The sequence below is a fragment of the Rhodoferax sp. GW822-FHT04A08 genome (assembly GCF_058801025.1).
In genome coordinates this window covers 323,376-348,366 of the sequence record NZ_JBXAMW010000004.1, presented here as the reverse complement: position 1 = coordinate 348,366, position 24,991 = coordinate 323,376, and the positions used below count along the sequence as shown (strand labels likewise).

The 24,991-nt window shown below is 61.9% G+C and carries 29 protein-coding genes; 12 read left to right on the top strand and 17 right to left on the bottom strand.

The window, feature by feature from the left end; all coding sequences use genetic code 11:
* Positions 1–42: 42 nt before the first annotated feature.
* The gene (pdxR, locus tag AC1RMF_RS11330; RefSeq protein WP_493141528.1) at positions 43–1,530 is read right to left on the bottom strand and encodes a MocR-like pyridoxine biosynthesis transcription factor PdxR; all 1,488 of its coding nucleotides are present in this window, start codon (positions 1,528–1,530) and stop codon (positions 43–45) included.
* 88 nt (positions 1,531–1,618) lie between these two features.
* Here pdxR and AC1RMF_RS11325 point away from each other — a divergent pair, with 88 nt between their 5' ends.
* Together AC1RMF_RS11325 and AC1RMF_RS11320 are read left to right on the top strand one after the other, a co-directional pair.
* On the top strand, positions 1,619–2,242 hold the full coding sequence (locus AC1RMF_RS11325; RefSeq protein ID WP_342620000.1) for an FMN-binding negative transcriptional regulator: 624 nt from the start codon (positions 1,619–1,621) through the stop codon (positions 2,240–2,242).
* Positions 2,243–2,247: 5 nt separating this feature from the next.
* Positions 2,248–2,589 carry an antibiotic biosynthesis monooxygenase family protein gene (locus tag AC1RMF_RS11320; RefSeq protein WP_493141527.1) on the top strand — a complete coding sequence of 114 codons (342 nt, stop codon included), beginning with the start codon at positions 2,248–2,250 and terminating at the stop codon, positions 2,587–2,589.
* Between the two features lie 111 nt (positions 2,590–2,700).
* Here the strand turns inward: AC1RMF_RS11320 and AC1RMF_RS11315 are convergent, their stop codons facing one another.
* Positions 2,701–3,324, bottom strand: a complete 624-nt coding sequence (locus tag AC1RMF_RS11315; RefSeq protein ID WP_342619998.1) for a cysteine hydrolase family protein — start codon at positions 3,322–3,324, stop codon at positions 2,701–2,703.
* Between the two features lie 100 nt (positions 3,325–3,424).
* Between AC1RMF_RS11315 and AC1RMF_RS11310 the strand changes: the two genes are divergently transcribed.
* Positions 3,425–4,447, top strand: a complete 1,023-nt coding sequence (locus AC1RMF_RS11310; RefSeq protein ID WP_493141526.1) for a GlxA family transcriptional regulator — start codon at positions 3,425–3,427, stop codon at positions 4,445–4,447.
* Positions 4,448–4,515: 68 nt separating this feature from the next.
* Here AC1RMF_RS11310 and AC1RMF_RS11305 read toward each other — a convergent pair whose 3' ends face one another.
* On the bottom strand, positions 4,516–5,382 hold the full coding sequence (locus AC1RMF_RS11305) for an aldo/keto reductase family oxidoreductase (RefSeq protein WP_493141525.1): 867 nt from the start codon (positions 5,380–5,382) through the stop codon (positions 4,516–4,518).
* 100 nt (positions 5,383–5,482) lie between these two features.
* Between AC1RMF_RS11305 and AC1RMF_RS11300 the strand changes: the two genes are divergently transcribed.
* Together AC1RMF_RS11300 and AC1RMF_RS11295 are read left to right on the top strand one after the other, a co-directional pair.
* Entirely contained in the window at positions 5,483–6,382 is a 900-nt protein-coding gene (locus AC1RMF_RS11300) for a LysR family transcriptional regulator (RefSeq protein ID WP_342619995.1), read from the top strand.
* Positions 6,383–6,509: 127 nt separating this feature from the next.
* Positions 6,510–7,097, top strand: coding sequence for a bactofilin family protein (locus AC1RMF_RS11295; protein ID WP_342619994.1), 588 nt, complete (start codon positions 6,510–6,512; stop codon positions 7,095–7,097).
* Between the two features lie 27 nt (positions 7,098–7,124).
* Here AC1RMF_RS11295 and maiA read toward each other — a convergent pair whose 3' ends face one another.
* Positions 7,125–7,772 carry a maleylacetoacetate isomerase gene (gene maiA, locus AC1RMF_RS11290; RefSeq protein WP_493141524.1) on the bottom strand — a complete coding sequence of 216 codons (648 nt, stop codon included), beginning with the start codon at positions 7,770–7,772 and terminating at the stop codon, positions 7,125–7,127.
* A 6-nt stretch (positions 7,773–7,778) separates the two neighbouring features.
* Positions 7,779–8,276 carry an Lrp/AsnC family transcriptional regulator gene (locus AC1RMF_RS11285; RefSeq protein ID WP_493141523.1) on the bottom strand — a complete coding sequence of 166 codons (498 nt, stop codon included), beginning with the start codon at positions 8,274–8,276 and terminating at the stop codon, positions 7,779–7,781.
* 108 nt (positions 8,277–8,384) lie between these two features.
* Here AC1RMF_RS11285 and hppD point away from each other — a divergent pair, with 108 nt between their 5' ends.
* The 6 genes from hppD to AC1RMF_RS11255 are packed head-to-tail and all read left to right on the top strand — an operon-like array spanning position 8,385 to position 13,212.
* Positions 8,385–9,473 carry a 4-hydroxyphenylpyruvate dioxygenase gene (gene hppD / locus AC1RMF_RS11280; protein ID WP_342619991.1) on the top strand — a complete coding sequence of 363 codons (1,089 nt, stop codon included), beginning with the start codon at positions 8,385–8,387 and terminating at the stop codon, positions 9,471–9,473.
* A complete protein-coding gene (locus AC1RMF_RS11275) occupies positions 9,470–10,015 on the top strand; it encodes a VOC family protein (protein WP_493141522.1) in 546 nt (181 codons plus the stop codon). The genes hppD and AC1RMF_RS11275 overlap by 4 nt, the downstream gene beginning before the upstream one ends.
* Positions 10,012–11,286 carry a fumarylacetoacetase gene (fahA, locus tag AC1RMF_RS11270; protein ID WP_493141521.1) on the top strand — a complete coding sequence of 425 codons (1,275 nt, stop codon included), beginning with the start codon at positions 10,012–10,014 and terminating at the stop codon, positions 11,284–11,286. Before AC1RMF_RS11275 ends, fahA begins: the two co-directional genes overlap by 4 nt.
* A gap of 12 nt (positions 11,287–11,298) precedes the next feature.
* Positions 11,299–11,601, top strand: coding sequence for a 4a-hydroxytetrahydrobiopterin dehydratase (locus AC1RMF_RS11265; protein ID WP_493141520.1), 303 nt, complete (start codon positions 11,299–11,301; stop codon positions 11,599–11,601).
* Positions 11,602–11,609: 8 nt separating this feature from the next.
* A complete protein-coding gene (phhA, locus tag AC1RMF_RS11260; protein WP_493141519.1) occupies positions 11,610–12,506 on the top strand; it encodes a phenylalanine 4-monooxygenase in 897 nt (298 codons plus the stop codon).
* Between the two features lies 1 nt (position 12,507).
* The gene (locus AC1RMF_RS11255) at positions 12,508–13,212 is read left to right on the top strand and encodes an SDR family oxidoreductase (protein WP_493141518.1); all 705 of its coding nucleotides are present in this window, start codon (positions 12,508–12,510) and stop codon (positions 13,210–13,212) included.
* A gap of 22 nt (positions 13,213–13,234) precedes the next feature.
* Here the strand turns inward: AC1RMF_RS11255 and dhaK are convergent, their stop codons facing one another.
* From dhaK to AC1RMF_RS11195, 12 genes are all read right to left on the bottom strand, one after another.
* Positions 13,235–14,224, bottom strand: a complete 990-nt coding sequence (gene dhaK, locus AC1RMF_RS11250) for a dihydroxyacetone kinase subunit DhaK (RefSeq protein WP_493141517.1) — start codon at positions 14,222–14,224, stop codon at positions 13,235–13,237.
* A 34-nt stretch (positions 14,225–14,258) separates the two neighbouring features.
* Positions 14,259–14,855, bottom strand: a complete 597-nt coding sequence (gene dhaL / locus AC1RMF_RS11245) for a dihydroxyacetone kinase subunit DhaL (protein ID WP_493141516.1) — start codon at positions 14,853–14,855, stop codon at positions 14,259–14,261.
* Between the two features lie 23 nt (positions 14,856–14,878).
* The gene (locus tag AC1RMF_RS11240; RefSeq protein WP_493141515.1) at positions 14,879–15,910 is read right to left on the bottom strand and encodes an ABC transporter ATP-binding protein; all 1,032 of its coding nucleotides are present in this window, start codon (positions 15,908–15,910) and stop codon (positions 14,879–14,881) included.
* The gene (locus AC1RMF_RS11235) at positions 15,903–17,030 is read right to left on the bottom strand and encodes an ABC transporter ATP-binding protein (RefSeq protein ID WP_493141514.1); all 1,128 of its coding nucleotides are present in this window, start codon (positions 17,028–17,030) and stop codon (positions 15,903–15,905) included. The genes AC1RMF_RS11240 and AC1RMF_RS11235 overlap by 8 nt, the downstream gene beginning before the upstream one ends.
* A 5-nt stretch (positions 17,031–17,035) precedes the next feature.
* The gene (locus tag AC1RMF_RS11230; protein ID WP_342619981.1) at positions 17,036–17,254 is read right to left on the bottom strand and encodes a hypothetical protein; all 219 of its coding nucleotides are present in this window, start codon (positions 17,252–17,254) and stop codon (positions 17,036–17,038) included.
* Positions 17,255–17,267: 13 nt separating this feature from the next.
* Positions 17,268–18,224, bottom strand: coding sequence for a carbohydrate ABC transporter permease (locus tag AC1RMF_RS11225; RefSeq protein WP_342619980.1), 957 nt, complete (start codon positions 18,222–18,224; stop codon positions 17,268–17,270).
* 6 nt (positions 18,225–18,230) lie between these two features.
* Complete coding sequence (locus tag AC1RMF_RS11220) at positions 18,231–19,184, bottom strand: carbohydrate ABC transporter permease (RefSeq protein ID WP_493141513.1); 954 nt, start codon at positions 19,182–19,184, stop codon at positions 18,231–18,233.
* A 94-nt stretch (positions 19,185–19,278) separates the two neighbouring features.
* On the bottom strand, positions 19,279–20,580 hold the full coding sequence (locus tag AC1RMF_RS11215; protein WP_493141577.1) for an ABC transporter substrate-binding protein: 1,302 nt from the start codon (positions 20,578–20,580) through the stop codon (positions 19,279–19,281).
* Between the two features lie 103 nt (positions 20,581–20,683).
* Complete coding sequence (locus AC1RMF_RS11210; protein ID WP_493141512.1) at positions 20,684–21,718, bottom strand: LacI family DNA-binding transcriptional regulator; 1,035 nt, start codon at positions 21,716–21,718, stop codon at positions 20,684–20,686.
* Positions 21,719–21,830: 112 nt separating this feature from the next.
* Positions 21,831–22,295 (bottom strand): tetratricopeptide repeat protein, encoded by a 465-nt coding sequence (locus AC1RMF_RS11205; protein WP_342619977.1) that lies wholly within the window; start codon positions 22,293–22,295, stop codon positions 21,831–21,833.
* Between the two features lie 69 nt (positions 22,296–22,364).
* Positions 22,365–22,676: a MocE family 2Fe-2S type ferredoxin gene (locus AC1RMF_RS11200; protein ID WP_342619976.1), complete on the bottom strand. Its 312-nt coding sequence runs from the start codon at positions 22,674–22,676 to the stop codon at positions 22,365–22,367.
* 22 nt (positions 22,677–22,698) lie between these two features.
* Positions 22,699–23,790, bottom strand: a complete 1,092-nt coding sequence (locus AC1RMF_RS11195) for a fatty acid desaturase family protein (RefSeq protein ID WP_493141511.1) — start codon at positions 23,788–23,790, stop codon at positions 22,699–22,701.
* Between the two features lie 139 nt (positions 23,791–23,929).
* On the opposite strand from AC1RMF_RS11195, the gene AC1RMF_RS11190 reads away from it, so the two are divergent.
* Complete coding sequence (locus AC1RMF_RS11190; protein ID WP_493141510.1) at positions 23,930–24,976, top strand: LacI family DNA-binding transcriptional regulator; 1,047 nt, start codon at positions 23,930–23,932, stop codon at positions 24,974–24,976.
* Positions 24,977–24,991: the final 15 nt, after the last annotated feature.

Here is a 24,991-nt window from a genome sequence, read left to right as displayed (position 1 = left end):
TAGGCTTCGCCGAGGAGAAATCCTTGACCATGCGCAAGATAGTCAATGCGCCGGGGTCCATGTGGCGAGCAACGCACCCAGAATGCGCATGCCTTGCTGAATCTGCTCAACCGTCAGACTGGCATATCCCAGAATGAAACCGGCGGGCCGGTACGCGGCAGATTCCAGGCTCGCAAACAGTGTGGACACCGGATAGATACCCACACCCACCGCGCGCGCCGCAGCCACCAGAGCCGGCTCGTCACCGGGACGCAAAAAGGGCAGCCACAACACCACATGCAGACCCGCAGCGGTGCCCCTTACTTGCGCTTCCTCGGGAAGGTACTGTGCCACGGCATCCAGCAAGGCTGCGCGGCGACGCTCGTTTTCACGACGCATGCGTCGCACATGGCGTTCGTACGCACCGCTCTGTATCAATGCAGCCAGCACCCGCTGCTCCAGCACGGGTGCATGCCGGTCTGTCAGGCGCTTGGCCTGCCGGAATACAGGCACCAATTCCACCGGCAGTACCATATAGCCGATCCGCAGCTGCGGAGACAATGCCTTGGAGAATGTGCCGACATAAATCACACGGCCATCGCCATCAATGGACTGCAGCGCGTCGATGGGGCGCTGCCCGTAGCGGAACTCGCCGTCGTAGTCGTCTTCCACGATCCAGGCGTTCTGGCGCCGTGCCCACTGCAGCAGTTCCTGGCGTCGCCCGATCGGCAGCACGCCTCCCAGTGGAAACTGGTGGGAGGGTGTTGCGTAGACCAGGCGGGCGCCGTCCGCGTGGGGCAATTGGCCAGTATCCATGCCCTGTGCATCCACAGGCACGGGACAGCAGCGTGCACCCGTGGCCTCGAAACAGCGGCGTGCCATCAGGTAGCCGGGATCTTCAAACACAAAGATGTCGCCGGCATTGAGCAGCAGCCGCGCGCACAGATCGATGGCCTGCTGCGAGCCATGCACGATCAGAATCTGCTCGGCGCTGCAGGCCAGGCCCCGGGCCCGCCGCAGATAGCCCTGCACCGCCTGACGCAGCCGCTCATCACCTTCGGGAGGGACGTAGTACAGGCGGCGCTGCTGTTGCAGCAACTCCGACTGGTAAGCCCGCCGCCATGCCAGCGTGGGGAAATCGCGATGGGCCACTGCCCCGTAGAGAAAGTCAAACCGCAGTGGCTCGGTATGCGGCAGCGCGGGCATGCCGATCGCGCTGAGGCGGCGCCCGAAATCAGACAGTGCGGGATTCGGCCGGGCCTGGCGTTTGCCCGGCATGGCGGGTGCGGCAGAGGCAGTGAATCGTTTGGTGACTCTGGCCACCCGACCCGTGGAGGTAGCCAGATAGCCCTCGGCTGCAAGCTGCTCGTAGGCTGCCGTGACGGTCGTGCGCGATACACCCAGTTCGGCCGCAAGGCTGCGTGTAGAAGGTGCGCGGGCGCCCGCTGGCAAGGTACCGTCGTTGATCTGGGCCCGCAGCAACGCATAGATGCCGCGTCCGGCTCCGTTGGCAACGCGTTGGGATGTGGATCGACTTGTCAACTGGCCCATGAATATTGTGAAAAACTGGTTCTTCTCATTGTGCCGGTTTCAGGCGACAGTTGCCATCATTCCGTTCAACCCCTGCTCCAACACCACGATGTACATCCCTGCCCACTTTGCCGAAACCCGATCTGACGAGCTGCACCGTATCGTTCGCGAGAATCCGCTGGGAATGCTGGTGACCCATGGCGACGCTGGTCTGGATGCGGACCACATTCCGTTTGAGCTGGATGCAGCCACCGGAGCACACGGCGCTTTGCTCGCACACGTGGCCCGCGCCAATCCCCTGTGGCAGCGCTGTCCGACCGGCACGCCTGTGATGGTGGTGTTCCGTGGAGTGCAGGCCTACATTTCGCCCAACTGGTACCCCAGCAAGCATGAGACCCATCGCCAGGTGCCGACCTGGAACTACGAGGTGGTGCATGCCCACGGCACTCTCACCATTCACGACGACGAGCGCTTTCTGCGACGTCTGCTGGCCCATCTCACGCGCCGGCACGAGGCCACCGAACCCAAGCCCTGGAAGATGGGCGACTCCGCGCCAGAGTACATAGACGCCATGCTGCGCAATGTAGTGGGAATCGAGATCACCTTGAGCTCGCTGGTGGGCAAGACCAAGCTCAGCCAGAACCGGGAGGAGCGTGATCGCCTGGGTGCAGCCGACACGCTGGAGGCACGTGGAAACAACGCCATGGCACACGCCATGCGCAAAGCCGGTTGAGCACGGTGTACAGCGCCACTTTCATTTTTGCCAAGGGCGTGTTCGATGATGCGTTCTTTGCGCTCGATGCCGAGATTGCCGCGCTTGCGAAATCCATCCCAGGCTACCTGGGCGAAGAAGCGTGGGAGAACCCGGCCACGGGTCTGATTTCCAATGTGTACTACTGGGAGACCCTCGAGGCACTGCAGACCTTGATCAAACACCCTGCGCACGTCGCCGCCAAGGAGAAGCAGGCGCAATGGCTCAGGGGCTACCAGGTCGTCATAGCGCAGGTCGTACGCATCTACGGGGACGGCGGCATTGCGCACCCGCTAGGCCATCACACCGGGACCGGGCATTGCCTATGACTTGGTCAAGTACGTGGGTGCCCTTTACCTGATGAAAGGAGTTCTGGTGGAGGCGTTGAACGTCAAGACTGCGCTGTTCTTTCCGGCTGAAGTCGGCGCTGGCCCATCAACTCACCATTGCAGCGCCTGTTGATTGGATGCGTGGATGTTGCTGCGTGCGAGTACCGTGCCTGCACGAACAGCTTCTGCCCATGTCTGTGTGGTGACGACTGCAGCGAAGCGCGAGTGCATGACCACGCTGAATACCCGGTGGATGTCCATGGCGCTGGCGTAGCCGGCCTCATTGCGATAGGGCACTGCGCCGGTTGCGTCGGCCAGAAATTCCACCGTGAGTCCGCGGTGCACCGCGTCGAAGACGGTGGACGCATCACAGTTGTGTGTCATGTAGCCCGCGACCGTCAGTGTGTCGATGTTCTTTGACTTCAGCCAGGCTTCCAGATTGGTTTCGGTGAATGCGCTGGGCAGCGTCTTCTCCACATAGTGGTCGCGCGGTCGTGATGCAACCACGTCGTGCAGCGCCCATCCATCCGACCCATGTGCAAACAGCGGAGCAGTGGGCGCAGTGCGGTTCTGCACCACGATGACGGGAACACCGGCTGCATGCGCCACGTCCATGGCGTGGCCGATGTTGGATAGCGAGATGTCAATGGGTGGGTATTCAATCCTCAGATTGCCGGTGATGTATTCGTTCTGAACGTCGATGACGATCAGTGCGCGGCGGGGTGTGGTGCTCATGGTGTGTTCCTTTCGGTGTGTAGAAGATGAGTAGGAATTCTGGAAGTTGGTCGCCTATTTGACGAGTGGCCCGAATGCCATTCTTCGATAGAATTGGGTCATGTCCACCCGTCGCGCACCGGCTGTCACTTCGTCACTCTCCGCCAGGAAAACATCGGGTAAGCCGCGGCACATCGTCGTGGTTGCTTTCGATGGGATAAGCCCGTTCCATCTGTCGGTGCCATGTCTGGTATTCGGCGAAGACCGTTCGGACATAGGCGTTGCACCGTTTGACTTTGCGGTTTGCGCCGTCGAGTCCGGACCACTGTCGACGTCCGCCGGATTCCGCATTGATGCCAAACATGGCCTGGGTGCTCTGCGCAATGCGGATGTGGTGGTGATACCGAGTTGGCGTGACGTGGACGAGCGCCCACCAGAGGCGCTGCTGCGTGCTCTGGTGGCTGCACACCGGCGCGGCGCCACGGTAGTGGGTCTTTGCCTGGGTGCCTTCGTGCTGGCGCAAGCTGGCTTGCTGGATGGCAGAAAGGCCACCACCCACTGGCACTGGGCCTCGCTGTTTGCCAGCCGCTATCCGCTGGTACGTCTGGACCCCAGTGTGCTCTACGTGGATGAAGACCGCGTCGTTACCTCCGCGGGTACGGCAGCCAGCATCGATTGCTGCCTGCACCTTTTGCGCACCTGGTGCGGTGCCACCCTGGCCAACCGCGTGGCGCGCCGTCTGGTGGTGGCCCCGCATCGCACCGGGGGCCAGTCACAGTTCATTGAAGAGGTGATTCCCCAGACCGGGCGGGGAGGTCGCATGCATGAATTGCTGGAGTGGCTGCAGACGCGGCTGAACCATGCCCACGACATCGATACGCTGGCCGCACGGCTGGCCATGAGTCGACGCACTTTTACCCGACACTTTCAGCGCACGACCGGAACCACGCTGGTGCAATGGCTCACCTGGCAGCGACTGGCACGTGCCAGCCAGTTGCTGGAGTCGTCTGACCGATCGGTGGAGGCCATTGCACTGGACTCCGGCTTTGGCTCACCGGTGTCGCTGCGCCAGCATTTTGTTGCCCGCTATGGTGTGTCCCCCACGGCTTACAGACGCCAATTTCAGGCAGTTGCTGATGCTTAGGAAATGGCGGATGTGCGCGGCGAGACTGCCGTACAAACTGATCCCGTTGCGCAATTGGCCGGTGGCACCTATTGCGTGATTGTGTCCAGCTGCGCCAATGTGGCTGAAGTCAGTGTCAGCTGCGCCGCGGCCAGGTTCTCCCGCAGATGGGCCACGGACGATGTGCCGGGTATCAAAAGGATGTTGGGAGAACGCTGCAACAGCCAGGCCAGGGCCACTTGCATGGGTGTGGCACCGAGTTGATGCGCAACGCCCGAAAGCGCCGAAGACTGCAGCGGTGTGAAGCCGCCCAGCGGAAAGAACGGCACGTAGGCGATGCCTTGCTGAGCCAGGTCGTCAATCATTCCGTCGTCATCGCGATGGGCCAGGTTGTACATGTTTTGCACGCACACGATCTCGCAAATAGAACGCCCTTGCGCAACCTGCGTGGGCGTGACGTTGCTCAGGCCGATGTGGCGCACCAGCCCTTGCTGCTGCAATTCGGCCAGAACCGTCAACGGCTCCTCCAGCGAGCCTTCGACAGGACCATGCACACCAAGCATGCTGCGCAGGTTCACGACATCCAACACGTCCAGTCCCAGATTGCGCAGATTGTCATGAACTGCCTGTATCAATTCATCGCTTGACATGGCGGGTAGCCAGGCACCATCGGCACCGCGGCGCGCGCTGATCTTGGTAACGATGGTGAGGTGATCAGGGTACGGATGCAATGCCTCGCGGATGATCTGATTGGTGACGTGCGGTCCATAGAAATCGGAAGTGTCGATATGGTCCACGCCGCTGGCAAGGGCTTCGCGCAGAACCGCCAGCGCAGCATCGCGGTCTTTGGGCGGACCGAAGACACCGGGGCCCGCGAGCTGCATGGCACCATAGCCGAGCCGATTGACCGAGCGGCGGCCGAGTGGGTAGATGGAGTGTGAAGCGTGGTGCGACATGGTCGAGGTTCCCGTGGGGTTGAAGTGGGCGAATGGTAGGTGCCCACCCTTTGTTCGACAATCCGCCACAATGCGCACGGGTTGTACGAATTACTGAACAATGGAAGCTGACCTCGGCGATTTGAATGCATTCCTTGCCGTTGCGCGTGCCGGCGGTTTCCGCGTGGGTGCCCGGGCCAGCGGAACCAGCGCCTCTGGCCTGAGCGAGGCAGTGCGCCGTCTGGAAACCCAACTCGGTGTCCGGCTGCTCCATCGCACGACGCGCAGCGTTGTTCCAACCGAGGCCGGGCAACGCCTGATTGAGCGGCTTGCACCCGCGTTGACCGAAGTGCAATCCGCACTCGACGTGGTCAATGGTTTTCGTGATCGGCCGGCGGGCACACTGCGGCTCAATGCGGCGGTCAGTGCTGCACGGCTGGTTTTGCCAGCGATCATTCCCGCCTTTCTCGAAGCCTACCCCGACATCCAGCTGGAAGTATTCGCGGACGACAGCTTTGTGGATGTGATTGCGGTCGGGTGCGACGCAGGCATTCGTTACGAGGAACGACTGGAAAAGGACATGATTGCCGTGCCCATCGGGCCCCGCGTGCAGCGTTTCGCATTGGCCGCATCGCCGGGCTATCTGGATCGGTGTGGACGCCCTCAGCACCCCAGCGAGTTGCTGCATCACGCCTGCCTGCGCGGGCGCTTTGCCAGCGGCGCCATGCCCACGTGGGAGTTCGAACGTAAAGGCGAGGTGGTACGCATCACGCCCGCCGGTCCGCTCATCGTGCAAATCGGCTCAGCAGTTGATCTTCTGGTTGAAACAGCAATGGCCGGAACGGGCCTGGTGTACCTGTTTGACGAGTGGCTGCGCCCCCAACTCGACAGCGGTGCACTGGAGCCCGTGCTCGAGGCCTGGTGGCCCCGTTTTTCGGGGCCGTTCTTGTACTACCCGGGTAGAAAGCTTCCACCGGCACCGCTGCGCGCGTTCATCGACTTTGTCCGGGCCGCAGCGTAGTCGCGTGGGGTGTCATTGACGGCACATACATTTGGTCGCACATGAACCATAGATGTTGCAATTGACCAAGGGCATTTGCGAGATGACGGGGCTAGCATGCAGTCTCTTCATCTCTGAAAGTACCACGATGGCATTGCAACCCGCATTCTTTGGTAAACGCCCCAACGATCCCCTTGCTTCCCGTCCGCTCCCGGGCCAACCCGGCGCCGTCGCAGGCTCGCACCCGGTCGCCGCTGGAGCGGCACCGGTAGCCCCGGCACCGACGCCAGCACCCGTTCAGGCACCTGCGGCGCCTATCGAGAGTGCGGCCACGCCGGCGATATCCGGCGCACCCATCAAGGAGGGTGGCAGCAAGCTCACGGTGGGGCCCAACATCAAGCTCAAGGGTGTGGAAATCACCGACTGCGACACATTGATTGTTGAAGGCACGGTGGAAGCCACGATGGACTCGCGCGTCATGCACATCACCTCAATCGGCGCATTCAAGGGCTCGGCGGAGATTGACTACGCCGAGATTCACGGCGCCTTCAACGGTGATCTGACGGTGCGCGAAAAACTGGTGGTCTATTCCACCGGACGCGTGAGCGGCAAGATCCGTTACGGCAAACTGGTGATCGAGGAAGGTGGCCAGTTGACGGGTGATATCCAGTTTGGCACGGCCAATCCATCCAAGGAATCAGCGTCCGCCAAGGTGGGGCTGCTGGCCGCCGCATGATGCCCTGACATCTTGCGGCGCGGCGCGTTACTGGGCGTCAGGCTGCATGTGCGGCGCCGCCCTCTGGAATGCATCCAGTTGCTGGCAGGCAGCCTCCACGCTGCATAGCCGGGGGTAGGCATCCAGCGGGACCTGGAACCGCCTGGCGTTATACATCTGCGGCACCAAGCAGCACTCCGCCATACCGGGGACGTCACCGGTGCAGAAGATGCTTGCCTGGGGCTGCGTTTGCAGCATGCGCTCCAGAGCCTCAAAGCCCAGCGTGACCCAGTGCTGGTACCAGGCAGCCCTGGCGGAAGCGTCAACGGCCAAATCATGCTCAAGGTAGTGCAGCACGCGCAGATTGTTCAAGGGATGGATGTCGCAGGCAATCAGTTGGGACAGTGCGCGCACCTTGGCGCGACCAGCGGCATCTGCAGGCAGCAGTGGCGGATCGGGATACACCTCGTCCAGGTATTCCATGATGGCCAACGACTGGCCCATTGGCAGGCCCTGATCAATCAACGTGGGCACCAGATGGGACGGGTTGATATCGGCATAGGCCGGCGCGTGCTGCATGCCACCGTCCTTGAGCAAATGCACAGGGACCGTGTCGAATGCAAGCCCCTTGAGGTTGAGCGCGATGCGCACACGGTAGGCGGCCGAACTGCGAAAGTAGGAATACAGGATGGGCATGGGTGGCTAGCGCTTCAAATGATCAAGAGGCAGCTCAGTACTGCTCTTGATGCAGTTGAGAACGATGTTTGAGCGGATACTGCCTACACCCTGGATGCGGGTAATGCGCCGCAGCACCTGCTCTGACAGTTGCCCCAGGTCCGCACACACGATGTGCAGGATGTAGTCCGACTCGCCAGCCACCGAGTAGCACTCCAGCACTTCGGCAATGGTGCCAATCTCTTTCTCGAAGGCAATGCCTTCGTCACCCCCGTGGCGGGTCAGCGTGACATAGCTCATCGCCCGCACACCCAGGCCCAACACTTTGGGTTCCAGCAGCGCCACATAGCGGCGGATGAAGCCTCCTGCCTGCAAGCGCTGCACCCGTCGGCTCACCTGGGATGCGGACAAATGCACCCGCTCGCCGATCTGCTGGTGGGTGGCGTACGCGTCTCGCTGCAATGCAGCAAGAAGGCTGATGTCAAAGCTATCAAGCAATGAATCGTCTGTACTTTTGATATTCATGCATGAATTATGCATAAACGTCGCAATTGACAGAAAACATGCATACCGTTTGCATTCCGCTTTGGCCACAATTTGCCTATATCTAACACTATTCCCGAGGAGCTTGCCATGACCACGAAAACGACTGATTTGTTCGAGAACCCCATGGGCCTGATGGGCTTTGAATTTGTGGAGTTCGCCTCCCCGCTGGCTGGTGTGATCGAGCCGGTTTTTGAGCGCATGGGCTTCCAGCTGGTGGCCAGGCATCGCTCCAAGAACGTCGTGCTGTATCGACAAGGCGATATCAACTTCATTGTCAACCGCGAACCCAAATCTGTGGCCGGCTACTTCGCTGCCGAACACGGGCCCAGCGCCTGCGGCATGGCGTTCCGCGTCAAGGATTCACACCATGCGTACAACCGCGCCCTGGAGCTGGGTGCCCAGCCGGTGGAATTGCGTCCCGGCCCGATGGAGCTCAACCTGCCCGCCATCAAGGGCATTGGCGGTGCGCCCCTGTACCTGATAGATCGCTATGAGGACGGCAAATCCATCTATGACATCGACTTTGAATTCATCGAAGGCGTGGACCGCCATCCACAAGGCCATGGCCTGAAGCTGATTGACCACCTGACACATAACGTCTACCGCGGCCGCATGGCCTTCTGGGCAGACTTCTATGAGCGGCTGTTCAATTTCCGTGAGCTCCGTTATTTCGACATCAAGGGCGAATACACCGGACTGACTTCCAAGGCCATGACCGCCCCGGACGGAAAAATTCGCATCCCCTTGAACGAAGAAGCGCGCCAGGGCGGTGGTCAGATCGAAGAGTACCTGATGCAATTCAACGGAGAAGGCATCCAGCACATCGCGCTGATCTGCGACGACCTGGTCAGCACCGTAGACAAGCTCGCCATGGCCGGTGTGCCGCTGATGACCGCGCCCAATGACGTGTACTACGAAATGCTGGATGGCCGCCTGCCTGGACACGGTCAGCCGGTGGCGCAACTGCAGACGCGCGGCATTTTGCTGGACGGCTCGACCGAAGGCGGCAAGCCGCGCCTGTTGCTGCAGATCTTCTCGCAACCCCAGCTCGGGCCGGTGTTCTTTGAATTCATCCAGCGCCAGGGCGACGAAGGCTTTGGCGAAGGCAATTTCAAAGCCTTGTTTGAATCGCTGGAACGCGATCAGGTGCGCCGCGGCGCTTTGGAGGTCGCATGAAAATAGAACGCATCCACCACGTCGCCTACCGCTGCAAAGACGCCAAGGAGACGGTCCTCTGGTACCAGAAGATGCTGCACATGGACTTTGTGCTTGCCATCGCCGAAGACCTTGTACCCAGCACCAAGGCGCCCGACCCCTATATGCATGTCTTTCTGGATGCGGGGCAGGGCAATGTGCTGGCATTCTTTGAACTGCCCACCCAGCCGCCTATGGGCCGTGACCCCAATACGCCGGCCTGGGTGCAGCACCTTGCCTTCAAGGTGAAGGACCGCGCAGAGCTGCTGCAGTTCAAGGCGCACCTGGAGGAACAGGGCGTCGATGTACTGGGTGTGACGGACCACGGCATTTTTCACAGCATCTACTTCTTTGATCCCAATGGCCACCGCCTGGAGTTGTCCTGCCCCGACCCCGACGAACAGGCCAAGCTGGCACAGATGGATCAGGTGAAGTGGGCCATGTTGGAAGAGTGGAGCGTGACCAAGCGCGCGCCCAGGCACGCCGCCTTTTTGCATGCCAATGAGTTCGGAGCCCCAGCATGAGTGCATTGGATGCCACGCACGCACCCGAGACGCGGAGCTGGGTCGAATCGGCCAATGCGCCAGACACCGACTTCCCCGTCCAGAACCTGCCCTTCGGTCGTTTTCGCCACGACTTGACGGAGCCGTGGCGAATCGGCGTGGCCATCGGCGACCGGGTTCTGGATCTGCACGCAACCGGGCTTGTAGACCACAACGACATGCATCGCCTGATGGCCGAGCCCGTGCCACGGCGCCGTGCCTTGCGTCTTGCCTTGTGGGAAGGGCTGCGTGAGGGATCGGCTCTGCAAGGCGTATGGACCCAGGCCTTGCTGCGACAGACCGAGGTGGAACTGGGCCTGCCCTGCGAGATAGGCGACTATACGGACTTCTATACCGGCATCCACCATGCCACCACGGTGGGCAAACTCCTGCGCCCTGACAACCCCTTGCTACCCAACTACAAATGGCTGCCCATCGGCTACCACGGACGGGCCTCCAGCATCGGAGCCAGCGGCCAGCAGTTTCATCGCCCGCGCGGCCAGACGCTCAAGCCTGGCGCTACCGTGCCCGATTTCGGCCCCACTGCCCGGCTGGACTATGAATTGGAGCTGGGAGCCTGGATTGGAACGGGCAACGCGCAGGGCACTCCTGTTTCGATGGCAGATGCCGAAAGTGCGATCTTCGGCGTCACACTGCTCAATGACTGGAGTGCACGCGATGTGCAGACCTGGGAGTACCAGCCTTTGGGTCCGTTTCTGGCCAAGAGCTTCGCCACTACCGTCTCCCCCTGGCTGGTGACCCTGGAGGCGTTGGCTCCATTCCGTACGGCATTTGTGCGGGACGCCGCCGACCCGCAACCACTGCCCTACCTCGATAGCGAAGCCAACCGTTTGCAGGGGGCGCTGAACATACAGCTGGAAGTCTGGCTGCAAACCCCGGCGATGCGTGAAGCTGGCAGCACCGGCGTGCGGCTTTCGCAATCGAACATGCGCGATGCCTACTGGACACTTGCGCAACTGGTGGCCCACCATACGGTCAATGGCTGCAACTTGCGCGCAGGAGACCTGCTGGGCACCGGCACCCTGTCCGGCCCGGCGCCGGAACAGGGCGGCTCCCTGCTGGAGCTGACACAAGGCGGCAAGCGTCCGCTGGCCCTGCCCAATGGCGAGACGCGCACTTTTTTGCAGGACGGTGATGCCGTCATTCTGCGCGCTGCATGCGAGGCATCTCAGGCCCGGCGCATCGGTTTCGGCGAATGCCGGGGCACTGTGCTGGCCGCACGGGACCTGTAAAGGAGGCCACGCATGGAACCTATCAACCCGGACACCTTTGGCAGCCTGCAGCAGAGTTGGCCCCATTGGCATTTCAGCCCCGAGCGCGGCGGCCTGATGATGCGCGAACTGGTCTTTGCTGACTTTGCCCAGGCATTTGGCTTCATGGCCCAGATCGCCATCTTGGCTGAAAAGCGCAACCACCATCCCGAATGGCGCAATGTCTACAACCGGGTGGAAATCACCCTCACCACCCATGACGTGCAGGGGCTGTCGCAGCGCGACCTGGATCTGGCACACAGCATTGACACGGCCTTTGCAGGTCTTTCGAGGTAATCACCACCATGAACCCATCTACAAGCTCTTCTTCCCAAAAGCACGGCCTGGCCGCAGGAAATGACATTGCGCCCGAGCGAGCCGACTGGACCATCGACCAAGGCTGGGAACGCTACACCGCCGAGGAACACGCAACCTGGAAAACCTTGTACGAGCGCCAGACCCGGCTTCTGCCGGGACGCGCCTGCGACGAGTTCGTGCAAGGCATGCGTGATTTGCCGATCGGGGCAGACGCCATTCCCGATTTCAGGCGCTTGAACGATGTACTGATGCGGCGCACCGGGTGGCAAGTGGTGGCGGTGCCTGGCTTGGTCCCCGACGAGGTATTTTTTGAACACCTGGCCAACCGGCGGTTCCCGGCTGGTCACTTCATCCGCAAGCCGCATGAGCTGGACTACCTGGAAGAGCCCGATGTATTTCATGACGTGTTCGGTCATGTTCCCATGCTGATGAATCCTGCCATTGCCGACTACATCCAGGCCTATGGCGTCGGTGGACTGCGCGCCCGGAAACTGGGCGCACTCGACAAGCTGGCACGGGTGTATTGGTACACCGTCGAGTTTGGTCTGGTGCAGCAAAAGAACGGTTTGCGCATCTATGGCGCTGGCATTGCTTCTTCGCCATCGGAAAGCATCTTTGCGCTCGAAGATACGTCGCCCAACCGACTGCGCTTTGATCTGCCACGCGTCATGCGCACCCACTATCGCATTGACGATTTCCAGGAAACCTATTTCGTGATCAACAGCTTCGACGAGCTGCTGGAATTGGCCACCATTGACTTTGGACCCCTGTACGAGCAGGTGAAAAACCAGCAGGAATTCGCCCCGGAGCAGGTGTTGCCACAAGACGTGGTGCTAACGCACGGTACCGGCCGTTACCATGATGCACGACGAGGAGCGAAGTGACATGGACTTTTCAAACAAAACGGTAGTGATCACCGGTGCAGCGGGCAATCTTGGCGGTGCTGTGGCCGACTTGTTTTTCGCCTCCGGTGCCAACCTGGTGTTGCTGGACTTGAAGCGCGATGCATTGACGCAACGCTACGGGCAGGCAACCGATAGGCGCATGCTGGAAGCTGTCAATCTGCTGGATTCCGCACAGGTGGATGCGGCGGTTCTGGCCGTCGAAAAGCAATTCGGGCGCATTGACGTGCTGTGCAACCTGGCAGGCGGATTCCGCATGGGCAATGCCGTGCACACCACTTCCACTGGCGACTGGGACTTCCTCATGGACATCAATGTCCGTACCCTCTTGAACATGGTTCGTGCAGTCGTGCCCAAAATGCAAACTGCAGGCAGTGGCTGCATCGTCAATGTCGGGGCCCGGTCGGCACTGAGCGGGGCCGCGCAGATGGGAGCCTACTGCGCCACCAAAAGTGCAGTCATCCGCCTGACCGAATCGATGGCCGCTGAATTGCGGGAGCAAAACATCCGCGTCAACTGCGTGCTGCCTTCTATCATCGACACCCCGGAGAACCGGGCCTCCATGCCAAATGCCGATCCAGCGCGCTGGGTTTCCCCGCATGACCTGGCGCAGGTTATCGCCTTTCTGGCATCGGACGCGGCCCGCGCCGTGCACGGTGCAGCACTGCCCGTGAGCGGCCTGAGCTGAGAGTCCGCACAGGTCAACGCCCCTACATCCCCCAGCGCAGCGCCGCCGTGTGCACCGGTGCATCCCAAAGTTCCAGAAACTCCGAATTGGCCGCTGTCACGGTAATGGAGCAGCCCGCCATTTCCAGCGAAGTCACATAGGAACCGGTGAGATAGCGCACCACCTTTACCCCGTTGCGCTCCAGCACGCCCCGTGCGGCGTTGACCATCAGGTACAGCTCCAGCATGGGTGTGCCGCCAAAGCCGTTGACCAGGAGGATGACTTCCTGACCAGCCGTGAGGGCCAGGTCCTTGAGCACCGCGCTGGTGAGCTCTTCGGCAATGTCATCGGCACTGGCCAGCGGCACACGACGCCGACCGGGCTCACCGTGGATGCCCACGCCCACTTCCATCTCGTGCATGCCGATCTGGAAAGTGGGCTTGCCCGCTGCGGGCACGGTGCAGGAAGTCAGCGCCACACCCATGGAAGCGGTGGCCTTGTTGACGGCATTGCCCAGGGCCTGCAACTGCTCCAGGCTGTCTCCACGCTCCGCTGCGGCACCCAGGATTTTTTCGATGATGAGTGTTCCGGCCACACCGCGCCTACCGGTGGTGTAGGTAGAGTCTTCCACGGCCACGTCGTCGTTGACGATGACGATGGCGTTCTCCTGGTCCAGCATGTCGGAGGCCATCTGGAAATTCATCATGTCGCCGGAATAGTTCTTGACGATGAACAGCACACCGGCGCCACCGTCCACCGCCTGTGCCGCGTTGAGCATCTGGTTGGGTGTGGGCGAGGTGAAGATCTGGCCCGGGCAGGCCGCGTCCAGCATGCCGTGGCCCACAAAGCCTGCGTGCAAGGGTTCATGGCCGGCACCGCCTCCGGAGATCAGCGCCACCTTGCCGGGCTTGCAGGTCTTGCGCCGCACGAACTCGCGCTCCGCACCCAGGGTCACGATGGTGGAATGCGCCGCGGCAAAGCCGTCCAGCGATTCCTGCAACACGGTTTCCACGTTGTTCATCAAGTTTTTCATAGCCGGTCCAAAGAGGTAGTTGAAATGGGGGGAATCAGGCCTGCGCCAGCGTGTCACAAAGCGCGCCGATGATCAAGGCCATGGAGCGCGAGCCCGGGTCCACATGGCCCTTGGCGCGGTCGCCCAGAAAGGAGGATCGGCCCCGCGTGGCGTCCATGTCGGCGGTGGCCAGCGCGCTGTCGAAGGCACATTGGCGCACACGCGCCAGCAGATCGGGGCCGCCCTGGGCCAGCACTTTTTGCACCGGGTCCAGCACGTCCAGCAGGGTCTTCTGACCGACCTCGGCCTTGCCCAGGCGGGTGAGCGCTTCTATGCCCTGGCGCAGTGCCACAGCCAGGTCCGCAGCCGTGGCTTGCGGTGGCAGTTCCTTGCCCAGCGTGATGAGCAAGGTGCCGAACACCGGCCCGGATGAGCCGCCAATCATGGCGACGCAAATCTTGCCCATGGCCTTGAGGGCCTCGTTGAGCGGCAGGCCGGCGAGCTCCGGCAGCTTGGCCTGGATGGCCTGCGCGCCGCGCTTCATGTTGAGGCCGTGGTCGCCATCACCGATGGCCTGGTCCAGCGCGGTCAACTCGTCCAGATGGTCGACCAGCGTTTGGGTCGCGTTGTGAATCAGTGGCTTCAATGGCATGGTGGTTTACCTGTTCCTAAGAGTCATGGTCGAACCCGTTGGTCTGCTGCATCAAACCAAAGGCATTGGGTCATCTCAATCAGCACCTCCTGTCCGGTCTCTGCAATCTGGCCGGGGCCGATGGAGGCGATCAGCTCCTGCGCGCTGTCCAGCAGGCGCAGATGCACCAGATGCTGGTCACTCAAGCGCTCCAACCGCATCACCTGTGCCGGCACGCCCGCTGACACGGCGGAGCCGACCGGATGGATGTGCATGTGTTCCGCGCGAACACCCACGGTCTGCACGCTGGCGGGCATCACAAGCTGCGGCAGACCGGCGCGTGCGATCAGGTTGATGCGCGGCGAGCCCAGACGGCTGGCAACGGCCACCGTGTCCGGGTCCTGGTAGACCTGCTGCGGCGTGCCCAGCTGCACCAGGCGGCCATGGTCCAGCACACCGATGCGGTTGGCCAGCGTGAGCGCCTCCACCTGGTCATGCGTCACATAGAGCATGGTGGCGCCGGTGTCCTGCTGGATGCGCTTGAGCTCCAGGCGCAGGTCGTTGCGCAGCTTGGCATCCAGCGACGACAGGGGCTCGTCCATCAGATACACCGAGGGGTTGCGCACCAGGGCGCGGCCTATGGCCACGCGCTGCATCTGACCGCCCGAGAGCTTGGTGGCCGGGTTCTGCAGCTTGTCTTCCATGCGCAGCATGCGCGCCACTTCGAGAACCTTGGCCTTGACGTCGGCCTCGTTGGTCTTGCGCAGGGGTGAGCGCAACGGGAACGCCAGGTTGTCGTACACGGTGAGGTGCGGATACAGCGAGTACTGCTGGAACACAAAGGTCACATCGCGCAGGGCCGGTGCGGTGTGCGTCACGTCGCGCCCGTCAATCCACACCGAGCCGCTGTCCGGTCGCTCCAGTCCTGCCACCAGCCGCAGCGTAGTGGTCTTGCCGGCGCCGCTGGGCCCGAGCAACACCACGAACTCACCGCTGGCAACGTCGAGGTTCAAATCGCTGACCGCGGCATGGGCACCGAAGTGCTTGCTGACGCCCTGTAGTCTGAGATCAGCCATGGGCCACCTTTCGGGTTCCAACCGTGCTCAGCGCAATGTCATCGCGTGCGGTGCGGATGGCGCGTCCACTGGCCTGGTCAAACAGCGTCATCTCGCTGCCATCGAGCTCCAACCCCACCTGGTCACCCCGCACGGCGCGGGTCTGCACGCCCACCTTGGCGCGCAGCGTGCCGCCTACCGCCGTATTCAACGTGACGATCTGGCAATTGCCCAGGTACTCCACGCCCACCACTTCGGCGCGCAGGGGCGCATCGGCAGACAGGCGGATGTGCTCGGGCCGCACACCGTAGAGCAGCGGGCGCTGGCTGACGTCGTCGGCAACGGCGGGTATGTTCAATGCAATGTCTCCCAAGGGCAGGGTGGTGGCACCGCGCGCCAGGGCGGCGTTGACGGGCAAGAAGTTCATGGCCGGTGAGCCCATGAAGTCGGCCACGAACACGCTGGCCGGACGTTCATAGATTTCCTGCGGTGCACCCAGTTGCTCGATGACGCCCTGGTTCATGATGGCGATCTTGTCGGCCATGGACATGGCCTCGCGCTGGTCGTGGGTGACGTAGACGGTGGTGGCGCCCAGTCGGTCGTGCAGGGCACGCAGCTCCTGGCACATCAGCTCGCGGAACTCGGCATCCAACGCGCCCAAGGGTTCGTCCATCATGAAGGCCAGGGGTTGGCGCACGATGGCGCGGCCCAGCGCCACGCGCTGGCGGTCGCCACTGGTCAGACCCGAGACCGAGCGCTTGAGCAAATGGGTGATGTGCAAGGTGCTGGCGGCCTGGGCCACGCGCTGCTCGATCTCGGCGCGCGGCACGCCTTGCGAGACCAGCGGAAATGCGATGTTCTGGCGCACCGTCATGTGCGGGTAGAGCGCAAACATCTGGAACACAAAGGCGATGTCGCGGGCCGAGGCGCGCTTGAAGGTAACGTCCTCATTGCCCAGAAAGATGGAGCCGGAGGTCGGCAGCTCCAGCCCGGCAATCATGCGCAGCGTGGTGGTCTTGCCGCAGCCCGAGGGCCCCAGCAGGCAGAAGAACTCGCCATCGTTGACGACAAAGGAGGAGTCCTTCACCGCGGTGAAATCGGCAAAGGCCTTGTGCAGGTTGTGTATGCGTATTTCAGCCATGGTGCTTACTCGGGAAACTTGGACACCACCATGAACATGACGGTGCCCGCCAGCATGGTGATGAAAGACCAGGTGTAGAGCACCAGCGCAAACGGCTGCAGCAGCATCAACAGACCCAGGCCGATGACAGCACAGGCCACCAGCTCCAGGGTGTTGCGGCGCAGCCAGCGCGGCCAAGCACGCGCGGGTGCTGGCGGTTGGGAAGAGGGCACAGGATGTGACATGGAGAGCTCCGCCTTATTTGCGCACCGCGCCGAAGGTGATGCCACGCAGTAGGTGTTTGCGCAGCAGCACGGTGAAGACCAGGATGGGCACCAGGAACAGCGTGGTGCCCGCCGCCACGGCCGGCCAGTCCATACCGCCCTCGCCGATGATGATGGGGATGAAGGGTGGTGCCGTCTGTGCCTCGCCGGAAGTCAGCAGCACGGCAAAGGCATATTCGTTCCAGGCAAAGATCAGGCAGAAGATGGCGGTGGCCACGATGCCGGTCACCGCCTGTGGCAGCACCACCTTGCGAAAAGCCTGCAGCCGCGTGTAGCCGTCCACCATGGCGGCCTCTTCGTATTCGCGCGGAATCTCGTCGATGAACCCCTTGAGCAGCCACACCGACAGCGACACATTGACCGCGCTGTAGAGCAGGATCATGCCTAAGCGCGTGTCGGAGAGACCCAGCTCGCGGTACATCAGGTAGATGGGGATGGCCACCGCAATCGGCGGCATCATGCGGGTGGACAGGATGAAGAACAGCAGGTCATCCTTGAGTGGCACCTTGAAACGCGAGAACGCATACGCCGCCATCACGCCAAAGCCGACCGAGAGCACGGTGGAACCAAACGCAATGATCAGCGAGTTGGTGAAGCGCGGCGCGAAGTTGGAGGGGCCCGCCACCACCATCTCCTGATCGCGTGCAATGCGCTCGCAATCGCCCTTGGCCGGTGGCAGGCTGGCAATGTATTCGCGTGTCTGGCGCGAGCGGGTGGTGAACAGGTTGCAATAACCTTCCACCGAGGGGCTGAAGACCACCTTGGGCGGATAGCTGATGGCGTCAGCCGGCGTCTTGAAGCCGGTCATGATGATCCACACCAGCGGAATGATGGTGACCAGGGCGTAGAACACGACAAGCGTGCCGGCCACCCAGCGCGTCTGCGCCGAGGGCTCTACAACGGAGTGGGCGGTGCTGATACCTGTGCGCATGGTGCGTTACCGGTTCTTGATGTGGTTGAGGGCTTTGACATAGATGTTGGCCAGCCCGAATACGGCCACAAACAAAATGATGGCGAAGGCAGACGAATAGCCGGTGCGCCATTTCTCGAAGGCCTCGCGCTTGAGCGTGATGGAAGCCACCTCGGTGGTGGAACCGGGGCCGCCCGAGGTCAGCAGGTTCACCATGTCGAACATCTTGAAGTTCTCGATGCCGCGGAACAGCACCGCCAGCATGATGAAGGGCAGCACCATGGGCAGGGTGATGGACCAGAACTGGCGCCACTTGGAGGCGCGGTCCACCTCGGCGGCTTCGTAGATGTAGTCGGGAATGGAGCGCAGGCCGGCCAGGCAGATCAGCATCACATAGGGCGTCCACATCCAGGTGTCCACGATGACGATGGCCCAGGGCGCCAGCGGCACTTCACCCAGCATGGAAAAGGACGATGGCGACACACCCGTCAGCAGCGATGCAATGGCATTGAACAGACCGGTCTGCGGCTGGTACAGAAAAGCCCAGAAGTTGCCCACCACGGCGGGCGACAGCATCATGGGAATCAGGATCAGCGTGGTCCAGAAACCATGGCCGCGGAACTTGCGGTCTATCAGATAGGCCAGGCAAAAACCGATCAATGTTTGCAACAGAATGGTCCAGAACACGAAGTGCGCCGTGGTCTGCATGGCGGCCCAGACGTCCGGGTCGGTCAGGATGGACACATAGTTGTCTATGCCGAGGTTGCTGACAGCAGCATTGGGCCGGTTGGCGCGGTAGTTGGTGAACGACAGCTTGATGGTCCAGATCAGCGGAAAGATATTGATGGCCAGCAGCAGCAGCATGGTGGGGCCGATGAATATCCAGGCGATGGAGCGGTCGGACAGCCCCCGCATGCGGCTGGCAAGCGGCGCCGGTGTGGAGCGTGCAATGCGGTCAAGCAGAGGTGTTGATTCGGACATGGTGGTGGCCCAGGGCGTTGGTGATCCGTGCACCTGCCCCACGCAACACGCGTGGAGCAGGAACACATACGGGAGTCAGGAAGACGGCGTGGTCTTACTTGATCTTGCCGTCGTCCTTGAAGACCTTCTTCCAGTCTTGCACCAGGGCGTCCAGCGCTTCCTTGGCAGTGCCCTTGTCGGCCACCACAAAGTCATGCACCCGTTTTTGTTCGGCCAACAGCAGCTGCGCATAGGAAGGCTCGGCCCAGAAATCCACCACCTGGTTCATGGATTCCTGGAACGCTGCCGCGTACGGCGCGCTCTTCAGGTAGCCCGGGTCCTTGAGCACGGCGTTGTGCGCGGATGAGCCGCCAATGGCTTGCCACTTCTTCTGCACTTCGGGGTTGGCAAACCACTTGATGTAGGCCAGCGCCTCGTTGCGGTTGGGCGAGTACGACACCACCGAGATGCCCTGACCGCCCAGCTGCACGCCCTTGGCCTTGTCCGACGGATTCACAAAGTAGCCGATCTTGGCGCCGCCCACATTGGGGTCCTTGTCCAGACCCGGGAAGAAGGCAAACCAGTTCATCATCATCGCAACCTGGCCGGACTTGAAGGCGTCCAGCCCCTCGCCCATGTAGGAGTTGGTCAGCCCCGGAGGCGTGCTGCCCTTGTAGATGGACTTGTAGAACTCCAGCCCGCGGATGGCATCGGCGGAGTTGACGAAGCCGTCCAGCGCATAGGGCTTTTTGGGGTCTTCGTATTTGAAGCCGAAGGGATAGAGCACATTGCTCACACCCATGGTGATGCCTTCGGAGCCGCGCTCGGTGAAGATGTAGGCGCCGTAGACTTTCTTGCCGTCGATCATGCGGCCCTGGAAGAACTCGGACACTTCCTTGAAGTCTTTCCAGGTCTTGGGCGGCTCCAGATCGCGGTTGAATTTCTTCTTGAACTCAGCCTTGATCTCGGGCTTGTTGAACCAGTCCTTGCGGTAGGTCCAGCCCAGCGCATCGGCCATGGCGGGCAGGGCCCAGTAGTTGGGTGTGTTCTTGGGCCACTCGGCATAACCCACCACGGTGGCGGGTGCGAAGTCGCTCATCTTGATGCCTTCCTTGTCGAAGAACTCATTGAGCTTGACGTAGTGGCCGCTCTCGGCCGCGCCACCGATCCACTGGCTGTCGCCAATGATCACATCGCACAGCTTGCCCTTGGAGTTGAGCTCATTGAGCATGCGGTCGGCGAAGTTGGGCCATGGAACAAACTCGAACTTCATCTTGATCTTGCTTTGCGCCGTGAAGTCTTTGGACAGCTCGACCAGCGCATTGGCCGGATCCCATGCGGCCCAGCACAGGGTGATGGTCTTGTCTTGCGCCTGTGCCACGCCGGCGCCCAGACTCAGTGCGGTGGCCACTGCCATGGACGCCAGCGTCGGCAGCTTTTTCAACATTGCTTTCATGAACCGTTCTCCTCGTAAATATGTATTGAAGGGACTCTCACTCAACAAACATCCCACCGCCGTTTCAATGCAGGTTTTCGGCAGTCAAGATCTCCACGCGCGGTTGCACCACGCTTTGCACACCGCGCACGTTTTCACACAGGCCACGCAGCACGCGCGCTGCCGTGAGAACGCAGTAATGAACATCCTGGTGCAGCACATAGGCCAGGCTGCCTTGGATCAGCATGGACTGGTGCGCCGCAGTCAGGTCGTGCGCCACCAGGGCCACGTCATCGGTCAGGCCGGCCTGGGCCAGCGCGCGCGCAATGCCGGCCGTGGCCACGCCCACGCAATACACACCGCTGATGCGGGAGAGGTCCACACCGCTGTTGAAATAGTCACTGAGCACCTTGCAGGCCTGGTCGTCATCGGCGGGGATGTCCGACAGGCGCTCCACCGACAGGGCCGGAAAACGTTCTTCGATGACCTGCACAAAGCCGATGCGGCGTTCAATTTCGGCGGACATGCGCGTGGTCTGCGACAGCAGCAGCAGGCGGTTGCGTTGGGGTTGGCTTGCCATGCGCGCCAGCAGCAAACCCGCAGTACGTCCGGCCGCACGGTTGTCGGCACCCACAAAGGCCTGGCGCATGGAGCCGGCCACATCGGTAAACAGCGTCGCCACGTGCACGCCTGCACGTACGTGGTCGTTGATGGCCAGCTTGACGGCGGGTACATCCGGCCCGACCAGCACGATGGCGTCGCAGTCGGTCACGCGTGAGAGCTCCTGGGCAAAGCGCGCCGGGTCTTCGGCAGGAAAGCGATAGGTCAGCTCGGTGATGTGCTGGTGCCGAAAGTCACCTGCGGTCTGCGCGATATGGCGCTCCAGGTCGTCCAGAAACGGGGTGCTGGCTTCGGGCAGGACATAGGCAAACTTGAAGTTGCCCTTGCTGCGCGGCCGGCCCCGGGTCACGGTGGGCGCGCCCAGCGCATTGATGGCGTCCAGTACCTTGCGCTCGGTCTCTGCATTCACCCCGGAGCGCCCGTTCAACACCCGGTCCACGGTGGCGGTGCCTACGCCTGCGCTCTTGGCTATTTCTGCAATGGTGACGGTGGTTGCCATGACTGATTGATAATTGATTGATGTTCAGTTTATGTACATCAATAATTAAATCAATCAGGGTTTTTACCGTCCCCTGAGATCGCGCGCACCGAGGCGCGCCAACAAAATGGCGCTACTGGACGGGCTGGTACTTCTTGATGGCTTCGGCCAGGTCCTCGTACTCCTCACACGACCGATTGCCGCAAATGGACTCCAGCATGGCAAGGTGCTTTTGAGCCTCCTCGGGTTGCCTGGCCATCAGATAGGCCTCGCCGATATATTCATGCGCGCCTTTGTGGTTGGGGTCAATTGCCAGCGCCTTCTTGTAAAAGTCAAAGGCCTTGTCCAGCTCCGGCGCAGGTTTCTTGCGATTGAAATAGCCCAGCAGATTGAGCACGTCCGGATTCCTGGGCTCCATCCTCAGCGCCTGCTCCAGCTGGTAGCCGGCATTGCGCCAATCCTTTCCATCCATCATCTTGCGCGCGGCCGCCAGCTGCTCGGCCATGGGAGGTGGGGAACTGGAGACGACTCCCGCCGCACTGGCGGACCCGGCCAAGCCCAGCAACAAGGTTGCGCACAACCATTGGTTCAACTTCATGACAGCCTCCTAAAGTGGAGGGCAATTTTCCGTCGCCCAAGTACAACTTGCGCGATCAGGGTCAAGGCATCAGTCCACCTGAACCAGCACCATGCCACCCTCCACCTTGGCCGGATAGGTCTTGAGGTTGATGCACACCGGCGCGCCCAGCGCACGGCCATCGCGGATGTCAAAGCGGCCGTTGTGCTTGGGGCATTCGATCACATGGTCCATCACCAGACCATCGCAGAGGTGCACCTGTTCGTGGGTGCACAAGCCGTCGGTGGCGTAGACCTTGTCCTCCACGCGGTACACGGCGTAGGTGTGGCCGTCTGCGTCGAAACGCACCACGTCTTCATCGTCGATATCGTCAAAGGCACAGGCGGTAATCCATTGGCTCATGGTGGTTGTCTCCGTAAAGGGTTCAGGCGGCTTGTGCAGGCAAGGTGCGGCGCACGCAGTGATAGGGGTCCTTGGCCTGGCGCCACATGGTGGGCAGGATTTCGGCGTAGGCGGCGATGGTGCTGGCGTAGGGTGGCGGGCAATCGGCCTGGATGGCTTCGTGTAGCCGCGGCAACTGGTGGTAGGGCACCATGGGGAACATGTGGTGCTCCACGTGGTAGTTCATGTTCCAGTACAGAAAGCGGAACAGCGGATTCATGTACACGGTGCGGCAGTTCAGGCGGTGGTCCAGCACGTTCTCGGGCATGCCCGCATGCTGCGTCAGCCCGAAGAAGTTGTAGAGCCAGGCGCCCAGCATGCCGGGCAGCAGGCCTATCAGCAGCACCGGCAACCAGCTCTGCAACGCCAAGGCGTTGCCCATCACCACGGCATACACCAGCACCCATAGCCGCGCCTCACGCACCATGCGGGGCCACTCCATTTCGGGCACAAAGGTTTTCTCCTCTGCACTGATGCTGCCGCAGGCATTGCGCAATACCGCAACCATTTCCTTGGGGCCGTTCAGGATGGCAAACAAGTTGAGCAGCGTGGAGGCCCAATCGACAGGCACCGGCGCGGCAATTTCCGGGTCGCGCCCGGTCACCAGGGTATCGGTGTGGTGGCGCGCATGGCTCCAGCGCCACCGTGTGGGACGGCGCAGCACCTGGAAGGATGCGCACTGGTACAGCACATCATTGATCCAGCGCGTCTTGAAAGCGGTGCCGTGGCTGGACTCGTGCCAGCGGCTGTCGGCCGGACCGCAATACAAGGTGGCGTAGACAAAGTAGGCGGCAAACAATGCAACCGCGCCCCAACCGGCGGTCCACCCATATGCGAATAGCGCACCACTGCCGATGATGAGCGCATACCAAAGCGCCGTGTCGCGCAGGGCATGGGCGTCGTCCCGCTGCATCAGGCCCTTCATCACCGGGCGGGGTACAGGGCATTTGTACCACTGGGCGTTGACCAGTCGGGCGGCAGCTGCGCGCTCAGCGGCTCCGCCTATGAGGCGGTAGTCGTCACGGCTGCGCGGCGCGGGCGACTGCATCTGGGCGGGATTGCTGGCAAGGCTCATGACTGTTGGTCTCCTGTTTTTGGATTTCCGCGAATGGTATCGATTTGAAAATTTTTTCCAATCACAAACCATCAAATCACATCAAAAGCTATCAAAATCAGACTTTGAAAACTTGCATGACTTGCAGACAGGGGCCGCCATGAAACCCAAGATCACCATCCAGGCCATTGCCGAAGCGGCGGGTGTGAGCACTGCCACGGTGGACCGCGTGCTCAACAGCCGCTTGCCGGTGCGGGAAGGCACGGCGTTGCGGGTGATCGAAGCGGCCGAACGTCTGGGCTACCACGCGGTGCATGTAATGCGTCAGCGCCTGCCCGAACGCGGCGCCAGCCGGCGCCTGGGCTTTTGCCTGCAAAAGCGCGCCTCGCCCTTCTACCAAAGCTTTGCCCAAGCGTTGCGCGATGCGGTGCAGCGGCAGACCGACGGACGCAGCACCACCGTGATCGAATTTGTGGATGACCTGGAGCCGGTGGCCATCGGCGAAAAGCTGCTGGAGCTGGGGCGCCGTTGCGACGCACTGGGCGTGGTGGCGCTGGACCACCCGCACGTGAACAGCGCCGTGGCGCAGCTGCATGCAGAAGGCCACCCGGTGCTGGCCCTGCTGACCGACCTGAGTGCACCACAGCGCCTGGGCTGCGTAAGCATAGACAACCGCCAGCGTGGCCGCACGGCGGCCTGGGCGGTGCGGCGCCTGTCGCGCGGCGAAGGGGATGTGGGCGTGTTCGTGGGCAGCCACCGCTACCAGGGGCAGGAGATCAGCGAAATGGCCTTTCGCTCGGCCCTGCGCGAACACGCACCGCAGCTGCGCGTGCTGGACGCACAGGTCAATCTGGAAGACGAGCAGACCGCCTACGAGGCCACGGTGGGGCTGCTGCAGCGCAACCCCGATCTGGTCGGCCTGTACGACTCGGCAGGTGGCGGCGCAGTGGGCATCGTACGCGCCCTGCGCGAAGAAGCGACCGGCCGCAACATCGTGCTGGTGTGCCACGAGCTCACGCCGGCGCACCGGCTGGGCCTAGTGGACGGCATCATCGACTTGGTCATCCAGACCCCGCTGGTCGCGCTCACCGACACCACCGTGCGCGTGCTACTGCAGGCTTTGCAGATGCTGGAAGCCGGGCAGACACCGGTACTGGCCCAGCCCTTCATCCTGCCGTTCGAGATTTACACCTCAGAAAACGTCTGACCCGCGCAAAAGGGC